The organism is Mesorhizobium sp. WSM4828 (assembly GCF_055811175.1).
This window is the reverse complement of sequence record NZ_JBVVQK010000024.1, coordinates 34948-52321: the sequence shown is the minus strand read 5'-3', so window position 1 is coordinate 52321 and position 17374 is coordinate 34948. Positions and strand designations below refer to the sequence as shown.

Sequence of the window (17374 nt, the reverse complement as noted above, 5' to 3'; positions counted from 1 at the left end):
GGACATGACCGAGAAACTCGTTATCATCGGCAACGGCATGGCCCCCGGGCGCATGCTGGAGCACCTCCTGGAAAAGGCGCCTGGGCGCTACCAGGTCACCATCTTCAACGCCGAGCCGCGCGTGAACTACGACCGCATCATGCTGTCGCCGGTTCTGTCGGGCGAAAAGGCCTATGAGGAGATCATCATCCATGGCGACGGCTGGTACATCAAGCACGGCATCACCCTCTACAAGGGCCACAAGATCGTCGCCATCGACCGGCAGGCAAAGACCGTCACCTCCGATCATGGCGTGACCGAGCCCTACGACAAGCTCGTCATCGCCACCGGCTCGGTGCCGTTTATCATTCCGGTGCCCGGCCATGACCTGCCGGGCGTGCTCACTTATCGCGATCTGGACGACGTCCGGGCGATGATGCTTGCCGCCCAGTCACGGGCCAAGGCCGTGGTCATCGGCGGTGGCCTGCTCGGGCTCGAGGCAGCAGCGGGCTTGAACGCGCAAGGTATGGACGTCACCGTGCTGCACGTCATGCCGACGCTGATGGAGCGTCAGCTCGATCCGGCCGCCGGCTATCTCCTGCAGCGCGCAGTCGAGCAGCGCGGCATCAAGGTCATCACCAAAGCCAACACCCAGGCGATCACCGGCAACGGCAAGGTCGAGCGGGTGGAGCTTGCCGACGGCACCATCATCCCGGCGACGCTTGTCGTCATGGCGGTAGGCATCAGGCCGAATGCGGCGCTGGCCAAGGAAGCCGGCATTGCGGTCAATCGCGGCATCGTCGTCGACGCCGGCATGCGCAGCAACGATCCCGACATCTATGCAATCGGCGAATGCGCCGAGGTCAACGGCCAGGTCTACGGGCTAGTCGCGCCGCTCTACGAGATGGCGCGCGTCGCCGCCAGCCATCTGGCCGGCAATGAGGCGGCGGCTTTCGTCCACATGGACACGCCGACCAAGCTCAAGGTCACCGGCATCGAGCTGTTCTCGCTCGGCGACTTCGCCGAGGGCGAGGATCGCCAGGAGATCGTGCTGCGCGATGCCGCAGCCGGCGTTTACAAGCGCCTGGTGCTCAAGGACGACCGCATCATCGGCACCGTGCTCTATGGCGAGACAGCGGACGGCGCCTGGTTCAACGACCTCAAGAAGAAGCAGACCGACATATCCGAGATGCGTGACACGCTCATCTTCGGCCAGTCCTACCAGGGAGGCGCCCCCCTGGACCCTATGGCGGCCGTTGCAGCCTTGCCGGATGATGCGGAAATCTGCGGTTGCAACGGCGTATGCAAGGGAAAGATCACCGGCGCGATCACGGCCAAGGGCCTTACCTCGCTCGACGACGTGCGCGCCCACACCAAGGCGTCCGCGTCCTGCGGCTCCTGCACCGGGTTGGTCGAAAAGCTGATGGTGCTGACCATCGGCGACAAATACAACCCCGCGGCGGTCCAGCCGATGTGCAGCTGCACCACGCTCGGCCATGATGAGGTCCGCCGGCTGATCAAGGCCAAGGGCCTGAAGACCATTCCCGCCGTTATGCAGGAGCTGGAGTGGAAAACCTCCTGCGGCTGCGCCAAATGCCGGCCGGCGCTCAACTATTATCTCGTCTGCGACTGGCCCGACGAATACGCCGACGATTACCAGTCGCGCTTCATCAACGAGCGCGTCCACGCCAACATCCAGAAGGACGGCACCTACTCGGTGGTGCCGCGCATGTGGGGGGGCGTCACCAACGCCGCCGAATTACGCGCCATCGCCGACGTCGTCGACAAGTTCGAGATCCCGATGGTCAAGGTCACCGGCGGCCAGCGCATCGACATGCTCGGCATCCGCAAGGAAGACCTGCCGGCGGTATGGGCCGATCTCGGCCAGGCTGGCTTCGTCTCCGGCCACGCCTATGCCAAGGGACTGCGCACGGTGAAGACCTGCGTCGGCTCGGACTGGTGCCGCTTCGGCACGCAGGATTCGACCGGCTTGGGCATCCGCATCGAAAAATTCATGTGGGGCTCGTGGACCCCGGCCAAGGTCAAGATGGCGGTCTCGGGCTGCCCGAGGAACTGCGCCGAGGCGACCTGCAAGGATGTCGGCGTGATCTGCGTCGACAGTGGCTACGAGATCCACTTCGCCGGCGCCGCTGGCCTCGACATCAAGGGGACCGAAGTGCTCGGCCTGGTCAAGACCGAGGACGAGGCGCTGGAGCATATCGTCGCGCTGACGCAGATGTATCGCGAGCAGGGCCGCTATCTCGAGCGTATCTACAAATGGGCCAAGCGCGTCGGCATCGCCGAGATCAAGCGCCAGATCATGGACGATGGCGAGAAGCGCAAGGCCTATTTCGAGCGCTTCCTCTTCAGCCAGAAATTCGCGCAGGTCGACCCCTGGTCGGAGCGCGTCTCCGGCAAGGACAAGCATGAATTCCGGCCGATGGCTTCGGTGGGATTTGCCGAGGCGGCGGAGTGATGGAGATGTCTGCGCGAGGCGCCCCCCTCTGGCCTGCCGGCCATCTCCCCCTCAAGTGGGGAGATTTGCTGTCGCAAATGCTTTCGCCACTCTCCAACGTTGCAGACTGGGCGGTGCCCGCGAAACTGCCAATCTCCCCCCTTGAGGGGGAGATGTCCGGCAGGACAGAGGGGGGTGCCTTGGCGCGTTCCTATCAAGCAAAGGCAGCCCAATGAACTGGATCGCTATCGGCACGCTCTCCGACATCCCCCGCCGTGGTGCGCGCTGCGTCGACACCCCTCAGGGAAAAATCGCCGTCTTCCGCACGGCGGACGACCAGGTCTATGCCATCGATGACCATTGCCCGCACAAGGGTGGGCCGCTCAGCCAGGGTATCGTCCATGACGCTGCGGTGACCTGTCCCTTGCACAATTGGGTGATCTCGCTGGAAACCGGCAAGGCGCTCGGCACCGACGAAGGTAGCGTGCGCACGATTCCGGTGAAGGTCGAGGGCGAGCGGCTGTTCATTGCGCTGGACGCGCTGGCCAGCCGCGCGGCGTGAACCATGCGGATTGATGAAGCGCGCGAGGTGAGGACCACCTGCCCCTATTGCGGGGTGGGTTGCGGCGTGCTGGCGAAGGTCGCCGCGGACGGTGAAATAACCGTTCGTGGCGACCCGGACCACCCGGCGAATTTCGGCCGGCTCTGCTCCAAAGGCTCGGCGCTGGCCGAGACCATCAACCTCGACGGCAGGCTGCTTCATCCGGAGATCCACGGTCGCCGCGCCGACTGGGACGAAGCGCTCGATCTTGTCGCTTCGACCTTCTCGCAAACCATAGCCGAGCACGGCCCCGGTTCGGTCGCCTTTTATGTTTCCGGCCAGTTGCTGACCGAGGACTATTACGTCGCCAACAAGCTGATGAAGGGCTTCATCGGCTCGGCCAATATCGACACCAATTCGCGCCTGTGCATGGCCTCGTCGGTCGCCGGCCACCGTCGCGCCTTTGGCTCGGACACCGTTCCGGGAAATTACGAGGATCTGGAACTTGCCGACCTGATCGTGCTGGTCGGCTCCAATCTCGCCTGGTGCCATCCGGTGCTCTACCAGCGCATTGCCGCCGCCCGGGAAAAGCGGCCCGAGTTGAAGGTGGTGCTGATCGACCCACGCCGCACTATGACATCGGATATCGCGGACATGCATCTGGCGATCGCGCCCGATGGCGACGTCGCTTTGTTCACCGGCCTGCTCGCCTATCTCGGCCAGCACAACGCGCTGGACCGCACCTATATCACGGCGCACACGACCGGCTTCGGGCAAGCGCTTTTCGCTGCCTCGGCGCTCGACCCTGCCGGCATCGCGGCGGCCACGGGTCTCAGTGAGGACGAACTGGCCCGCTTCTACAGCCTGTTTGCCGCGACGGCGAAGACGGTGACCGTCTACAGCCAGGGCGTGAACCAGTCGTCTTCGGGCACCGACAAGGTCAACGCCATCATCAACTGCCATCTGGCCACCGGCCGCATCGGCAAGCCCGGCGCCGGGCCGTTTTCGGTGACCGGTCAGCCCAACGCCATGGGCGGCCGCGAGGTCGGCGGCATGGCCAACATGCTGGCTGCCCACATGGAGATCGAAAACCCCGAGCACCGTAATCGCGTGCAGCGCTTCTGGAATGCCCCAACGGTCGCCGAAAAACCCGGCCTGAAAGCGGTCGAGATGTTCCAAGCGGTGGCCGACGGACGCATCAAGGCGCTGTGGATCATGGCCACCAATCCGGTCGATTCGATGCCGGATGCCGATGCCGTCGAAGCGGCGATCAAGGCCTGCCCGTTTGTCGTGGTGTCGGACGTGCTGCGCGAGACCGACACGGTCCGCCACGCCCATGTCCGGCTGCCGGCCACCGCATGGGGCGAAAAGGATGGCACCGTCACCAATTCGGAGCGCCGCATCTCGCGCCAGCGGGCTTTCTTGGCCACGCCCGGCGAGGCAAGGCCAGATTGGTGGATCATCGCTGAGGTCGCCAAGCGGATGGGGTTTGGCGAGGCGTTTTCGCATGTGTCGCCGGCCGACATCTTCGCCGAGCATGCCGCGTTGTCGGGTTTCGAGAATGACGGCGCGCGCGATTTTAATATAGGCGCGTATGCCGGGATTGATGCAGGGACCTATGAGAAGTTGGCGCCATTCCAATGGCCAGCGCCGGCCTCACCCTCCCCCTTGAGGGGAGGGTCGGCACGCGCGTTGAGCGAAGCGAAACAAGCGGGACGGGGTGGGGTCGGTGAAGCCTACGAGGTGGAGCCCGGTCGTGCCGACCCCCTCTGGCCTGCCGGAGGACAAAAGTACCCGCTTCTTCGCCAACGGCAACTTCTACACGCCCGACGGCAAGGCACGCTTCATTGCCATCCGCCCAACCGTCGAAACCCGCACCAACCCGGACTATCCGCTGATACTCAACACCGGGCGCGTGCGCGATCACTGGCACACCATGACGCGCACGGGAAAAAGCCCGCGCTTGTCGCAGCACATGGCCGAACCGTTCGTCGAAATCCATCCGGCGGATGCGCAGCACTACGGCATCGGCGATGCCGATATCGTGCGCGTCTCAACCGCGTATGGCGAGGTGCTGGTCCGCGCGTTGGTGACGGTGCGCCAACGCCAAGGCTCTGTGTTCGTACCGATGCACTGGACCGATCAGTTCTCCGCCCGCGCGCGCGTCGATGCATTGGTCGCGCCGACGACCGACGCGAGTTCAGGCCAGCCGGCCTCGAAGAATGTTGCCGCCCGCATCGAGCGGTTCGCCGCCACTGCCTTCGGCTTCGCCGTGCTTGCCGAACGGCCCGCATCCATCGACGCCGATTACTGGGGCCTCGCCCGCTGCCCCGCCGGCTGGCGGCTTGAAATTGCGCTGCAGGACAGCCGCGACTGGACCGCGTTTGCCGCCTCCCTGTTAGGCATGGAAGGCGAGACGCTCGCCTATCACGACATCGCCGGCGGGCACCATCGCTTCGCCCGTTTCGCGGGCAGTCGGCTGGTCGGCGCGCTCTATCTTGCGCCTACTCCGGTAGCGGTGTCGCGCGGCTGGGCGGTCGAACAACTGGATGCCGACCATGCCGATCGGCAGGCGCGGTTGGCGATTGTCGCCGGCAGGCCTGGTGGCAAGAGCGTCGATCGCGGCGCCATCGTCTGCGCCTGTTTCGGGGTCGGTGCCAACCAGATCGCGGAAGCGGTGCGCGGCGGCTGCACCAGCGTTGCGGCAATCGGCGCCGCCCTTCACGCCGGCACCAATTGCGGCTCCTGCCGCGCCGAGATCAAGACCATTATCGACGGGCGGCGTCTGCAAGCTGCGGAGTGATGCGCCGAGGAACTCTGCCGCGCCTCCGCATGATGCTTACTAGCAATTTACAAACCATGGGCTACCAACGTTCTGACTTCGATTCGTTCGGAACGGGAGCCCTATGAGCAAAGCCCTGACCTCATTCGCACTTGCCGCCGTGCTGACGGCCTTGCTGATGGCGCTCAGCCTGGCGGTGGCCAGGCATGGCTATCCCTATGGCGCGATCGGCGCCAAGCGCCTGAGCGACGTCGCCGATGCGGCGGCGTTCATTCCGCTCGCGGCGGTGTATTTTTTCAGCGCACTGCTGATGATGGTTCTGCCGATCAGGCTCGCTGGCATCGTCCTGACACATGCCGCCGATGCGATCTTCTGGACGGTCATCGTGTTGTTTGCGGTCATCGTTGGATGTCTCGCCGCGAGATTTGCTTTCGGTCAGCGCGATGTGCTCTCGACACTGCTGAACTGGCGGCTCCTGTTTGTCGCAGCCGTCGTCGGATGCCATCTCTTCATCAACGAGCTGCGCCGCAACATCCTGTTGAGAAGCCTGTTCTTCGTCGTCTTCGCTGCGGCGACACTGGCCTGCCTGTTTTGGTCCTTCAGCGTCTGAGTATGTGCGACCGTCGGGCGGACGGCTTAATTCTTGTCGACCGGCTTTGAGCGCATTCGCGAAACGGTCTCACGCTCGGCCCGCTTCGAACGCATCGGTGGCAGGCCGCGGTCGACCAAGTCCATGTCTTCCAGCACCATGTCGCCCATCCGCTTGAAGGCGACGTCGAGCGCACCGGCCCTATGGGCGGAGCGCAGGAACCCCGGCAATGTGCGGACCGGGTGATCCTGGGCCAGCGGCTCCTCAGGAAAAACATCGCTGGCGGCGACGATATGGCCGCTGCGGACAGCATCCATCAGTGCCGGGAAATCTACCACGCCGGCTCGGCTGAGCAGGATGAAAGCGGCTCCCTTGCGCATCCTGGCAAATGCCTCCGCACCGAGGAAACCCTGGTTTTCGCTGGTCACCGAAGCGACGACGAAGACGAAATCGCTGTTCGACAGAACGTCGTCGAGAGAGGCCGGCTCGACGCCGTTTTCGATCAGGATCGACGGCGGCAGCCACGGGTCGAAGACTTTTGTCCACGTGCGAAAGCCCGACAGCAGCCGGTTGAGCGCACGGCCAAGATCGCCGAAGCCGATAATGCCGACATCCGCACCGGAAAGAAGCCGCGCCGTCTGGTTGCCGTCGCCGCCCCACAGCTCCTTGCCCTGACGAAATGCAAGATCGGCGTCGACGATGCCGCGGGCGAGGTTGAGCGCCATGGCGAGGCCGAGCTCGGCCACCGGTTCGGCAAACACCAGGCCGGTGGTGACGACATGGATGCCGCGCGAAAACAGCGTCTCGTAGGGCATGTTGTTGATGAGGTTGCTCTCGACATTGAAGATGCAGCGCAGCGCCTTCATTTTTTCCAGCGTCTCCGGCGCGATCGGTGGCTGGCCGACGATGTAGCGGGTCTCGGCAAGGATATCCGCCGGCAGCGCCGCCACCCCATCGGGCGACGTTTCGACAATGCGGTATTTCGATCGAAATTTCGCCAGCGCAGCCGGCGTGAAGATCAGGTCGAGTGTCCGCGGTTCGGGTGCGCTGATCACCAGCGGCAAGGCGCTGTCGGACATGATACTTCCTCCCGTGCGATCCGCGTCGCACCACACTAGAATCGTCTTTTCCCGCCCCCGACACCTATCACATGCCGGTCGAGGAGGAGAAGTTTGCCTTCTTCGGCCTTGCGGTGTGGCGGTCGGTGGTCCAGATAGACGGCGATCGAAGGACGACAAGGAAGACAGTGACATGATCCCGTTTCGAAAGAACCTCATCGATGGCGAGTGGGTAGGCGATGCCGGCTCCCGCAACATCAACCCGTCCAATCTCGACGACGTGGTCGGCGAATATGCGTCGGGGGACGCCGAGCAGGCCCGGCAGGCCATCGCGGCGGCGAAAGCAGCATTTCCGGCATGGTCCCGATCGGGCCTGCTGGCACGCCATGCTGTGCTGAGGAAGGCGTCGGACGAGATCACCGCGCGGAAAGATGAAATCGGCCGGGCGTTGGCGCGCGAGGAAGGCAAGACGCTGGTCGAGGGCATCGGCGAGACTGTGCGGGCTGCACAGATATTCGACTTCTTCGCCGGCGAGACGCTGCGTCTGTCGGGCGAGCTGGTGCCGAGCGTGCGGCCCGGCGTCGGCGTCGAGATCACCCGGGAGGCGGTCGGCGTCGTCGGCATCATCACGCCGTGGAATTTCCCGATCGCCATTCCGGCCTGGAAAATCGCTCCGGCGCTGGCCTACGGCAACACCATCGTCTTCAAGCCGGCGGAACTCGTTTCGGAGAGCGCCTGGACCATTGTCGACATCCTGCACCGCGCCGGGCTGCCCAAGGGCGTGCTCAACCTGGTGATGGGCAAGGGTTCGGTCGTCGGCCAGGCCATGCTCGACAGTCCTGACCTCAACGCCATCACCTTCACCGGCTCGGTCGGCACCGGCAAGCGCGTCGCCGCCGCCAGCGTCGAGCACATGCGCAAGTTCCAGCTCGAAATGGGCGGCAAGAACCCGCTTGTCGTGCTCGACGATGCCGACCTTGCCGTCGCCGTCGATTGCGCCATCAACGGTGCCTACTTCTCGACCGGCCAGCGCTGCACGGCCTCGTCCCGCCTGGTGGTGACGGACGGCATCCATGACCGCTTTGTCGAGGCGCTCAAGGACCGCATGGCCAAGCTGGTCGTCGGCGACGCTCTCGATGCGAAGACCCAGATCGGACCGGTTGTCGACCAGAGCCAGCTCAAACAGGACGAAGACTATATCGCCATCGGACGTCAGGAAGGTGCCGACCTCGCTTTCGGCGGTGAGCGGCTCGATCGCGAAACCCGCGGCTTCTATTTGCAGCCGGCGCTGTTCACCGAAACCACCAACGCCATGCGCATCTCGCGCGAGGAGATTTTCGGACCGGTCGCCAACGTCATCCGCGTCAAGGATTATGACGAGGCGCTGACGGTGGCCAATGACACGCCGTTCGGCCTGACCTCCGGCATTTGCACCTCGAGCCTCAAGCATGCCACGCACTTCAAGCGCAATTCGGAAGCCGGCATGGTCATGGTCAACCTGCCGACGGCGGGCGTCGACTTCCACGTGCCTTTCGGCGGGCGCAAGGGATCGAGCTACGGCCCGCGCGAGCAGGGCCGCTATGCCGCAGAGTTCTACACCACGGTGAAGACCGCTTACACGTTTGCCGGCTAAGAAAAGGCGGCAGACCAGCCAGGCAGGCGAGCAAATCGATGACATCTGAGAATACCGACCTGACCTGGCTCAATCCGCCGCCGCACCACGCCTTCGGCAACGATACGGTGCAAGTGCGGACCGGCAAGGAGACCGACTTCTGGCGCGAGACGTTCTACGGCTTCTGGCGTGACAATGGCCATTTCCTCTATCGTGAGGTCGAGGGCGATTTCAGCGCCGAAGTCACGGTCAAGGGGCAGTATGAGGTGCTTTACGACCAAGCCGGCCTTATGGTCCGCCTGAGCGAGACGCACTGGATCAAGGCCGGCATCGAATACACCGACGGGCTGATGTATTTTTCCGTCGTCGTCACCAACGATGCCTCCGACTGGTCGCTGGGTAGCATTCCCGCCGACCCCGACGGGGTCAGAATCCGCCTGACCCGCCATGCCGAGACGATCCGCGTCCAGTATCTGGACGCGTCCGACAAGCACTGGAAACCGGTGCGGCTTGCTTATTTCCCGCCGTCGAAAACGGTCGATGTCGGCATGATGTGCTGTTCGCCGCAGCGCGAGGGCTTCGAGGTGACGTTCAGCGATTTTTCGATCGGCCCGCCGATCTCGCGAGAGCTTCACGACTGAGGCGCCGCGATGCGGTCGGGCGGTTTGCGTCGGGCCGGCCTCAGTAGGTCGCCCGGCCGCCGGAGACGTCGAAGACGGCAGCCGTCGTGAACGAGCATTCCTCGGACGCGATCCAGCAAATCAGCGCCGCCACCTCCTCGACCTCGCCGAACCGTGCCATCGGTATTTTGGACAGCATGAAGTCGATGTGCTGCTGGCTCATCTGCTGGAAGATCGCGGTGCGCACGGCCGCGGGCGTGACGCAGTTCACCGTCACCTTGGTCTTGGCCAGTTCCTTGCCGAGCGATTTGGTCATGCCGATCACCGCCGCCTTGGAGGTGCTGTAAGCCGAGGCGTTCGGGTTACCTTCCTTGCCGGCAATCGAGGCGATGTTGACGATCCTGCCGTAATTGCGTTCGAGCATATGCGGGACCAGCGCCTTGTTGCAGAAGAAGACGCCGTTGATGTTGATGTCGATGACCCGGCGCCAATCCTCCACCGAATACTCCCAGGTCGTCATGTTCGGTCCGGTGATGGCAGCGCTGGTGACAAGGACATCGACTGCGCCAAGCGCTTCGATCGTCTCTCCGGCGGCGGCTTCGACCGCTATGGGGTCGGCGACGTCTAAGGTGACGCTGTGCAGGCCTGGAAGAATGGCCTTGGCCTGCTCGATCTGAGCCGCATCGCGATCCCAGACCGAAACACGTCCGCCTTCGCCGGTGATCCTTTGCGCGACGGCCAGGCCGATGCCTGAGGCGCCGCCGGTGATAACAGCAGATCGTCCGGCAAATCGTCCTGCGAAACTCATCGGCATGTGGTCTTCCTCCCAATCGGCGGCGAATGTGCAGTCAACGGCGGACAAGTTCAAGCGCGGACTTGCAGCGTCAGAACAGCTTGTGATGGGCCAGCACCAGGCAATTGGACGGCACCGCCTCCTGGCCAAAATCGTCTCGTCCGGTATTGCGGAGAACGGCTGGAACGACTTGGCCGGCTGGCATCCGGGTGACAGGCGGCGCTGGATGGGTTATATTGCACTGCACAATGCGAGCGCCTGCAGGCGAGGCTCCCATCGATCCGACGAATCGGCCCATGAGCGGTCCATGAAATCGGCATTGAGCTGCAAGGACGGAAAACCGCTACCGAGATGAAGATTCCAAAATCTCTGTTGATTGATCCGGACAAGAACACGGTCTATGGCAGCTTTGCCGTTGCCGTCTCGATCTGGGCGTTCTCCTACTCGACCATTTTCGGCCAGGCCATGATCCTGGCCTACTATGCAGTCTGGCTGCCGCTCATCCTGGTCGACTATCGGAAGATATTAAGGCACGCTTCCAGCGCCTGGCTTCCGCTGGCCTTTGCAACCTATGTCTGCTTCTCGGTGTTCTGGTCGGCGTCTCCCGGCACCACGGCAAGGACGGCCGTCCAATATTGCTCCCATATCGCCTGCGCCTACATTGCCGCGCGCACCGTCAGCGTCCGGACTTTGACCATAGGCGCCCTGATCGGGATTTTCGTCGTCCTGCTCTACTCGCTCAAGGTCGCGAGTTATTCCTACGACGTTCTCGATGGGACGTATAATTTCGTCGGCGCGTTCAGCTCCAAGAACCAGATCGGCTTTGTCGCATCGCTTGGCATCTATTTCTGCGTTGTCTACCTCGCCTTTCTCAGGCGCGGCCGGATAAGCTTTTTGCTGATCGTACCGATTGTCCTTCTATCGGGCTATCTGCTGGTGGTGTCGCATTCGGCAACTTCGATGGCATCGACCCCGGCGGTTCTCGCTCTGGTCGCCCTGCTTTCCATCGGCAAGCTGCTTTCGCTCCGCCATCGCCGGGTGATTTTCATGATCGGTGCGGGCGGGCTGGTCGCCTGCACCGTGATTGCGCTGAATCTCGGGCTGATGGACTTTGTCCTTGGCCTTTTCGGCAAGGATTCGACGCTCACCGGACGAACCTACCTCTGGCAACAGGGCTGGAATGCCGCGCAGCAATCGCCCATCCTCGGCGTCGGCTACGCGGCCTATTGGGTGCAGGGCTTCTCCGAGGCCGAGCGGCTGTGGAACGAATTCTACATCGCCGCGCGAAGCGGCTTCCACTTCCACAACACCTACATCGAGACCTTGGTGGAACTCGGCTTCGTCGGCGCGACACTGCTTTCGCTGATCATCCTGCGCACGCTCTGGGGTCACGTCTCGGCGCTGATATTCAGGACATGGCAAGCCGACTCCGTGATTCTTGCCGGCGTCATGGTGCTTCTGTTCATCCGCTCCTTCGTCGAGGTCGAGACCCTTAACCCCTACATCATGGGATCGTTTCTGCTGTACTACAGCTACTTCAAGCTGGTGAGGGTGCCGGCCGTCGCTCCTTCCCGGTGGAGCGCCGTGAACCACCTAAAGGAACCGGACGCCGTGCGAGGCTAGAGCGGGCGGATCCAGGCGGTTCCTGCCCGAAGGCCGCCTTGTTTTCTGATCTATAAGATACCAAACGCAAAAACCCCGCAGACCGCTGCCTGCGGGGTTGGTGCTTCGCTCCGGTGGAAAGAAGCTACTGGATGGCCAAGGGCGCCGGTTTGACCTTGATCACGTCCCCTGGCAGCACCGGTGTGTCTTCATCGGCGGTGATTTCGCTGGTCTTGCCGTCGACCACCCGCACCAGGGAAAATGACAAGGCCGCTGGTTCGTTATTGCCGTAGAATTGCGGCATGGGGCTGCCCGACAAGGCCTCGGACATCAAGGCCTTTTCCATATTCAGCTTCAGCGTCACCTCGTTGAGATCGGCTTCCGTCTGTTGCCGGTCGGTCGCGAGGCTGGAGTTCTGGGTGTTCTCGAGATCGATGGCGTCCTGGGTGGCCTTGCTGATCGACTGCTTGGCCGTGAGAATTGCCGTTTCGTAATCCAGGATCTGGCCTTCAAGGTCGGCGATGGTTTGCTGCGAGTTCAAAACCCGCGTGTTGACGACCAGGCCCTTTTGCGCCAGCGAGCCGATGCCGTTGAGCTGCTCCTTCGCCAGATCGACCTGCTTCTGCTGGTTGACGATCTTTTTCTGCAGCGAATCGATCTCGCTCTGCAGCAGCGCCTTCAAATCGTCGAGCGCCTGCAAGCGCAGCTTGAGTTTCTTCTGGTCGGCCGCCAGGATCGCCGTTTCATCGGCAACGATGCTGGGCAGTTTCGGATCGTCGGCTACCTCTTTCGGCACCGCGAATGTCGGCTTGTCCGCCAGTTCCGCTTCGACGCGGGCGCGCTTGACGGTCAGCCTGACCAATTGGTCTTGTAGTACGTCGAAATTGCCCTTGGCATTGATCAGGTCGCGGTCGAAGCGCTGCCCGCTCTCCGGGTTCCGCCGGGCTCCGCCGGCAATGCTCATCGCTTTCAGCACGGACAACCCAGGCACACAAGGGTACTGGCCGGGCGATTGCACCTCGCCAGAGATGTAGAATGGCCGGTACTGCGCCATTTCGACGGAAGCCTCCGGCTTGTCGGCCAGAGCGAGCTTGCGCTGCAGTGCCTCGCCGAGCGATGCCGCGATCTCCGAAGTCGTCTTGCCGGATGCGGGCATCTCGCCGACGAAGGGAACCGACAAGGTTCCAGCGGGGCCGACCGTGTATTCTCCATTGATGGCCGACCAGTCACGGAACGTGCCTTCGACGGTCTGCCATTCCGCCACGCGGATGGTCAGCTTGTCCTGTGCTCCAAGCCGATAGTCGTCGGCGAAGGCGAACTGTGGCAGGGCTAGCGACAGCGTCAAGCCGGTCGCCATTGTGAGGCAAGTCGTCAAAAGCCGTACTCGCCGCATGTGTCTGGAGAGAATGCCGGTGCAAAAGATATCGATTATATCTGCTTTCAACTGAGCGTTTCCGATCTGGTTTGCCCCGCCCGATGAGCTGCCGATGCCTGAGTCAGGGGCCTGAGTTCCGGGCCCGAATTCTGGACAGTCGCTCCTCGATGCACGGCCAGCAAGCGGCCGTCAGTAGCAGCCTCGCGACATCCAGACCGCAGGTACGGTCTTGATGATGATGCGAATGTCTTCGAACATCGACCAGTTCTCGACATAGTGCCTGTCGAACGCGACGCGGCTGTCGTAGGAAACATCGTTGCGTCCGCTGACCTGCCAGAGCCCGGTCAGGCCGGGGCGCGATTTCAGGTAATAGACGGCCGAATTGCCATAGATCTCCAGCTCATCGCGCACCACGGGACGAGGCCCGACCAGGCTCATATCGCCCTGCAGGATGTTGATGATCTGCGGCAACTCATCGAGGCTGAGCTTCCTCAGCACCGCTCCGACGCGCGTGATCCGCGGGTCGTTCTTCAACTTGCGGGTCGCCATCCATTCGGCGTTGGCCTCCGGATTCGCGGCGAGATAGGCAGCAAGCACCCGCTCGCCGTCTGGAACCATGGTGCGGAACTTGAGGCACGGAAAAATCCGTCCTCCGCGGCCGATTCGGCTGTGACCATAGAAAATCGGCCCGCCATCGGAAAACCTGACAAGCAGCGCTATCATCACGAACAGCGGGCTGAGAGCGACCAGGCCGATCAGCGAACCGGCAATATCGAAGCTGCGTTTGAGCAGGCCGCCGATCGGTGGCGGAAAATCGAGGCCGGCCTGCGAAAAATCCGCATCGGCCGGCTTGGCTACGTCCCTCATGCGTAAACTCCATACGTTGAACGGATGGTTTGGCGCACGATACCAAAAAAATGTTGCAGCGCAACACACAATTTCCCAGCCGGCTGTAATAGTCGCGTCATGAACTGACTAAATAATAAACTCGTCCTGCACAAAATTTCGCCTTTATGTCGCAAAAGAGACAGATTATGGGCAATTTTGGAAAAGCTAGTCCAATTTTGGGGCTGATTTTAGGCGATTCGCTCTTTATACGCTGCTACGGAGCTTTGCCGTCATTTAGAATTTCAAAATATCGACTGATCTCATGATAAAATACTAGTCGATATTATAACTCTTACTAGAGCGAGTCGATATCCGGCAATCAGTGGTGATGCCGACGTGTGCATTGCACCATGGCAGAGTCGATCCCGAGGATTCGTTTAAAATTATTCCGCAGCTGCCCTTGCCGCCTATTGCGCGGCTCAATAGAGTTGCAAATTGTTTCTGTCGGACTATGGACAGATTGGGCTAGGCCGGAAGCAACCGGCCAGAAGCGGGCAACCTAAATAAGCTCGCAGAGTTTAAGGGAGGTGCTCGGGGTGGGCTTGTCGACATTTTTTCCCGAGCCGGTTGATGGGCTATCGGGTATGTCACTGCCAAAGTTCATTATCGGAATGTGTTTTGCGCTGGCGATCGTGATCGTCTGGTCCTATTTGGGCGGCGCCTCGCTCGGTACGACGCTTTTTCGCGTCATCGGCTGTGCCATAGTCATCCAACTCGGTTATTTTCTGCTGGTCTTTGCCATGGTCGCCAGAAATGCCCCGACCCCGGCCGACAAAATTCGCGACACAGAACGAAAGCTGAGTTCGAACGAAGCGGCCGAGGGCGAGAAACTCAGCGCCAGGAGAGGCCTTCACTGATTTCGGGCCTGGCCGTGGTCTGCGATGTCCCTGTGACCTGTGGGTCAAGCTCGCCGGTCCTCTGACGAATTGCTCGCCTCAACAACACCGGCAGTCGGCATTCCTGTTCTTTCAAATCCTTGACACTGCGGGCCTCGACGCTCTCGCTCCGCCCCACCGCCGTCCGGTCGGCGAGGATCAGCAACTGGTTTTCTGCCAGTCGAGCGCTCTGATGGAGCGTGTAGGAACGGCTCTGCCAAGCGGCGCATTTCTGGAGCCATCCCGATTGAGGCTCGCCGCCTGCCCAACCGGGCCATGACACCCAGCAAAATGAAAAACTGGACGGCGTCGATGATTTTGGCGATGCTTGCTTCGCAATTGCAGCATAGGCATTTCGGCCGATGCATTTCAGATGGGCGATGGGGCATTGAGCGGACGAGGCGAGGAAATCCGCAACGACTTCTGCAATCGAGAGGCATGTCCATGACATCATCCCAGGTCTGCGTGATCATCGCCGCCCGCAATGCGGCGCGCACAATCCCGGCTGCCATTGCATCGGCATTACGCGAGCCTGAGGTTGCGGAAGTTGTCGTCGTCGACGACGCGTCCACCGACGATACCGCGAAAGTCGCCCACGCGGCCGGCGACGGCACGGGCCGCCTTTCCGTCATCCGCTTCGACGTCAATCGCGGCCCATCCTTTGCACGCAACGCCGCGATAGCCGGTTCCAGGTCGCCGTTCATCAGCATTCTGGACGCTGATGATTTCTTTTTCGAAGGCAGGTTTCACAGACTGTTCGCCAGCACCGATTGGGATTTCGCTGCAGACAACATCATGCTTGTCAGGGACGACGCGGCAACTGATGTTTCGAAAATCGTCGCTCCACCGTTCTCGCCCGAACCGGAATTCCTCGATTTCGAGGGTTTCATCGACGCCAACATCTCCAGGCGCCGTGTGCAACGAGGGGAACTGGGCTTCCTCAAGCCACTGATCAGCCGCGCCTTCCTCGATCGGTATGGGCTGCGCTACGACGAGAAGCTGCGCTTGGGTGAAGACTATGAACTCTATGCGCGCGCGGTTGCCCATGGTGCGCGCTTCAAGGTCATCAAATCCTGTGGCTACGGCGCGATCGTGCGCGCCGATTCGCTGAGCGGACGGCACAAGACCCAGGACCTCAAGCATCTGGCCGATGCCGACCTGGCACTGCTGGCGATCGACAGTTTGCCGGAGGCATCGAAGGCTGCGCTGAGAAGGCACGAGCGGCACATCCGCGACAAATACCGGTTGCGGAAGTTTTTAGACGTCAAGGCTGAGCGCGGGCTGGCGCCGGCCGCGGCCTACGCCTTGGCCGGCCCGTCCAACCTCACAGCCGTCGTCCGCGGCGTCGCCTCCGACAAGCTGGATGCGCTGTTTCGCCGCGCTGGCCTCACCGCGAAACGTCAGCATGTGCCGCCGCTGCGCTTCCTCATGGCCGGAACCAGCACGGCTGGCGAAAGCTAGGCCCGTCAACGTGCGACGGCGGTAGCTACTCCCTTACCCTTCTGTCGGCTCGCACCGTTTCAACGAGATTCATGAGTTTACGATCTAGGTGGTTGCCTATCCGCGCAGGGAATGGCAATCTATGTTGCGGTGCAGCAATTTTGGACGGCCAACCGAACTGGCCCGAGACATCCCCTGTCGGAGGAGCTGGACGATGCAAGAAATGTCTTTCGAATGTGGACGGGCACCAAGGCCGTTCACCAGCTCGACGATGATGGGGCGCTGACTGCATGGCCTCGATCTTTCGCTTCCGATCGAGAGATCCGGCGCGCGACACGCAGACCGACACCTCGCGCCTCGATCGGTTGGCAAGGCTGCTGGACCAGATCGCGGCCGAAGTCGAGGCGGAGAAGAGCGGACTTGAGAACCGCTACAGGACAACGGCCACCAATGCCGCCTTTCTGGTCGAGGCCATGGAGAACGGAGCGGTCTCCTCTCGCAGGTCTTCAGAAGTCGGCGAACTGACCAGGTCGATCCTGAATTGCGAGCGGCGCATCGCAGCGTTGTCGCGCCAGATGCAGATGATGAAGGATCTCCGTCATTCGCTGGATGAAATCTTCGAACGGAGGCGGCAGAACGACCCCGACATAAGGAGCGATTTTGTGAAGCCTGCCGATTCCGGTACGGGCTGAGCGAACACCCCGGGTCGGCGTAATGGTTTTAGGCACAACACGGAGCTTGGGAGCGACAGAGGTCAAGATCAGG

Annotated in this window: 14 protein-coding genes and 1 pseudogene; 10 read left to right on the top strand and 5 right to left on the bottom strand. The window is 62.0% G+C overall.

Going from position 1 to position 17374, the window contains the following annotated elements; genetic code table 11:
* Nucleotides 1-4 precede the first annotated feature (4 nt).
* The 4 genes and pseudogenes from nirB (at nt 5) to AC0L2X_RS23945 (ending at nt 6367) form a co-directional block, all read left to right on the top strand.
* Complete coding sequence (nirB, locus tag AC0L2X_RS23960) at nt 5-2455, top strand: nitrite reductase large subunit NirB (RefSeq protein ID WP_473600409.1); 2451 nt, start codon at nt 5-7, stop codon at nt 2453-2455.
* A gap of 211 nt (nt 2456-2666) precedes the next feature.
* Nucleotides 2667-2996: a nitrite reductase small subunit NirD gene (gene nirD / locus AC0L2X_RS23955; RefSeq protein WP_473557641.1), complete on the top strand. Its 330-nt coding sequence runs from the start codon at nt 2667-2669 to the stop codon at nt 2994-2996.
* Nucleotides 2997-2999: 3 nt separating this feature from the next.
* Nucleotides 3000-5778: pseudogene (locus tag AC0L2X_RS23950) on the top strand (nitrate reductase).
* A gap of 103 nt (nt 5779-5881) precedes the next feature.
* The gene (locus AC0L2X_RS23945; RefSeq protein WP_473557636.1) at nt 5882-6367 is read left to right on the top strand and encodes a hypothetical protein; all 486 of its coding nucleotides are present in this window, start codon (nt 5882-5884) and stop codon (nt 6365-6367) included.
* 26 nt (nt 6368-6393) lie between these two features.
* Here the strand turns inward: AC0L2X_RS23945 and AC0L2X_RS23940 are convergent, their stop codons facing one another.
* On the bottom strand, nt 6394-7425 hold the full coding sequence (locus tag AC0L2X_RS23940; RefSeq protein WP_473557633.1) for a hydroxyacid dehydrogenase: 1032 nt from the start codon (nt 7423-7425) through the stop codon (nt 6394-6396).
* A gap of 175 nt (nt 7426-7600) precedes the next feature.
* On the opposite strand from AC0L2X_RS23940, the gene AC0L2X_RS23935 reads away from it, so the two are divergent.
* Nucleotides 7601-9037, top strand: a complete 1437-nt coding sequence (locus AC0L2X_RS23935) for an aldehyde dehydrogenase family protein (protein ID WP_473600415.1) — start codon at nt 7601-7603, stop codon at nt 9035-9037.
* 38 nt (nt 9038-9075) lie between these two features.
* Nucleotides 9076-9657 carry a DUF1349 domain-containing protein gene (locus tag AC0L2X_RS23930; RefSeq protein ID WP_473557632.1) on the top strand — a complete coding sequence of 194 codons (582 nt, stop codon included), beginning with the start codon at nt 9076-9078 and terminating at the stop codon, nt 9655-9657.
* A gap of 40 nt (nt 9658-9697) precedes the next feature.
* Here AC0L2X_RS23930 and AC0L2X_RS23925 read toward each other — a convergent pair whose 3' ends face one another.
* Nucleotides 9698-10450 (bottom strand): SDR family NAD(P)-dependent oxidoreductase, encoded by a 753-nt coding sequence (locus AC0L2X_RS23925; protein WP_473557630.1) that lies wholly within the window; start codon nt 10448-10450, stop codon nt 9698-9700.
* Between the two features lie 330 nt (nt 10451-10780).
* Between AC0L2X_RS23925 and AC0L2X_RS23920 the strand changes: the two genes are divergently transcribed.
* Nucleotides 10781-12052, top strand: a complete 1272-nt coding sequence (locus tag AC0L2X_RS23920; RefSeq protein ID WP_473557627.1) for an O-antigen ligase family protein — start codon at nt 10781-10783, stop codon at nt 12050-12052.
* A 124-nt stretch (nt 12053-12176) separates the two neighbouring features.
* Here the strand turns inward: AC0L2X_RS23920 and AC0L2X_RS23915 are convergent, their stop codons facing one another.
* Both AC0L2X_RS23915 and AC0L2X_RS23910 read right to left on the bottom strand, forming a co-directional pair.
* Entirely contained in the window at nt 12177-13388 is a 1212-nt protein-coding gene (locus AC0L2X_RS23915) for a polysaccharide biosynthesis/export family protein (protein ID WP_292659420.1), read from the bottom strand.
* A gap of 207 nt (nt 13389-13595) precedes the next feature.
* Nucleotides 13596-14273, bottom strand: coding sequence for a sugar transferase (locus AC0L2X_RS23910; protein ID WP_352487956.1), 678 nt, complete (start codon nt 14271-14273; stop codon nt 13596-13598).
* 557 nt (nt 14274-14830) lie between these two features.
* On the opposite strand from AC0L2X_RS23910, the gene AC0L2X_RS23905 reads away from it, so the two are divergent.
* The gene (locus AC0L2X_RS23905) at nt 14831-15151 is read left to right on the top strand and encodes an exopolysaccharide production repressor exox (RefSeq protein WP_352487957.1); all 321 of its coding nucleotides are present in this window, start codon (nt 14831-14833) and stop codon (nt 15149-15151) included.
* On the opposite strand, the gene AC0L2X_RS23900 is transcribed toward AC0L2X_RS23905, so the two are convergent.
* Nucleotides 15126-15623: a hypothetical protein gene (locus AC0L2X_RS23900; protein WP_473557624.1), complete on the bottom strand. Its 498-nt coding sequence runs from the start codon at nt 15621-15623 to the stop codon at nt 15126-15128. The two genes, AC0L2X_RS23905 and AC0L2X_RS23900, sit on opposite strands and share 26 nt — an antisense overlap.
* Between AC0L2X_RS23900 and AC0L2X_RS23895 the strand changes: the two genes are divergently transcribed.
* Together AC0L2X_RS23895 and AC0L2X_RS23890 are read left to right on the top strand one after the other, a co-directional pair.
* Nucleotides 15608-16630, top strand: a complete 1023-nt coding sequence (locus tag AC0L2X_RS23895; RefSeq protein ID WP_473557622.1) for a glycosyltransferase family 2 protein — start codon at nt 15608-15610, stop codon at nt 16628-16630. The two genes, AC0L2X_RS23900 and AC0L2X_RS23895, sit on opposite strands and share 16 nt — an antisense overlap.
* Nucleotides 16631-16899: 269 nt before the next feature.
* Entirely contained in the window at nt 16900-17301 is a 402-nt protein-coding gene (locus tag AC0L2X_RS23890) for a hypothetical protein (protein WP_473557620.1), read from the top strand.
* The last annotated feature ends 73 nt before the right edge of the window (nt 17302-17374 follow it).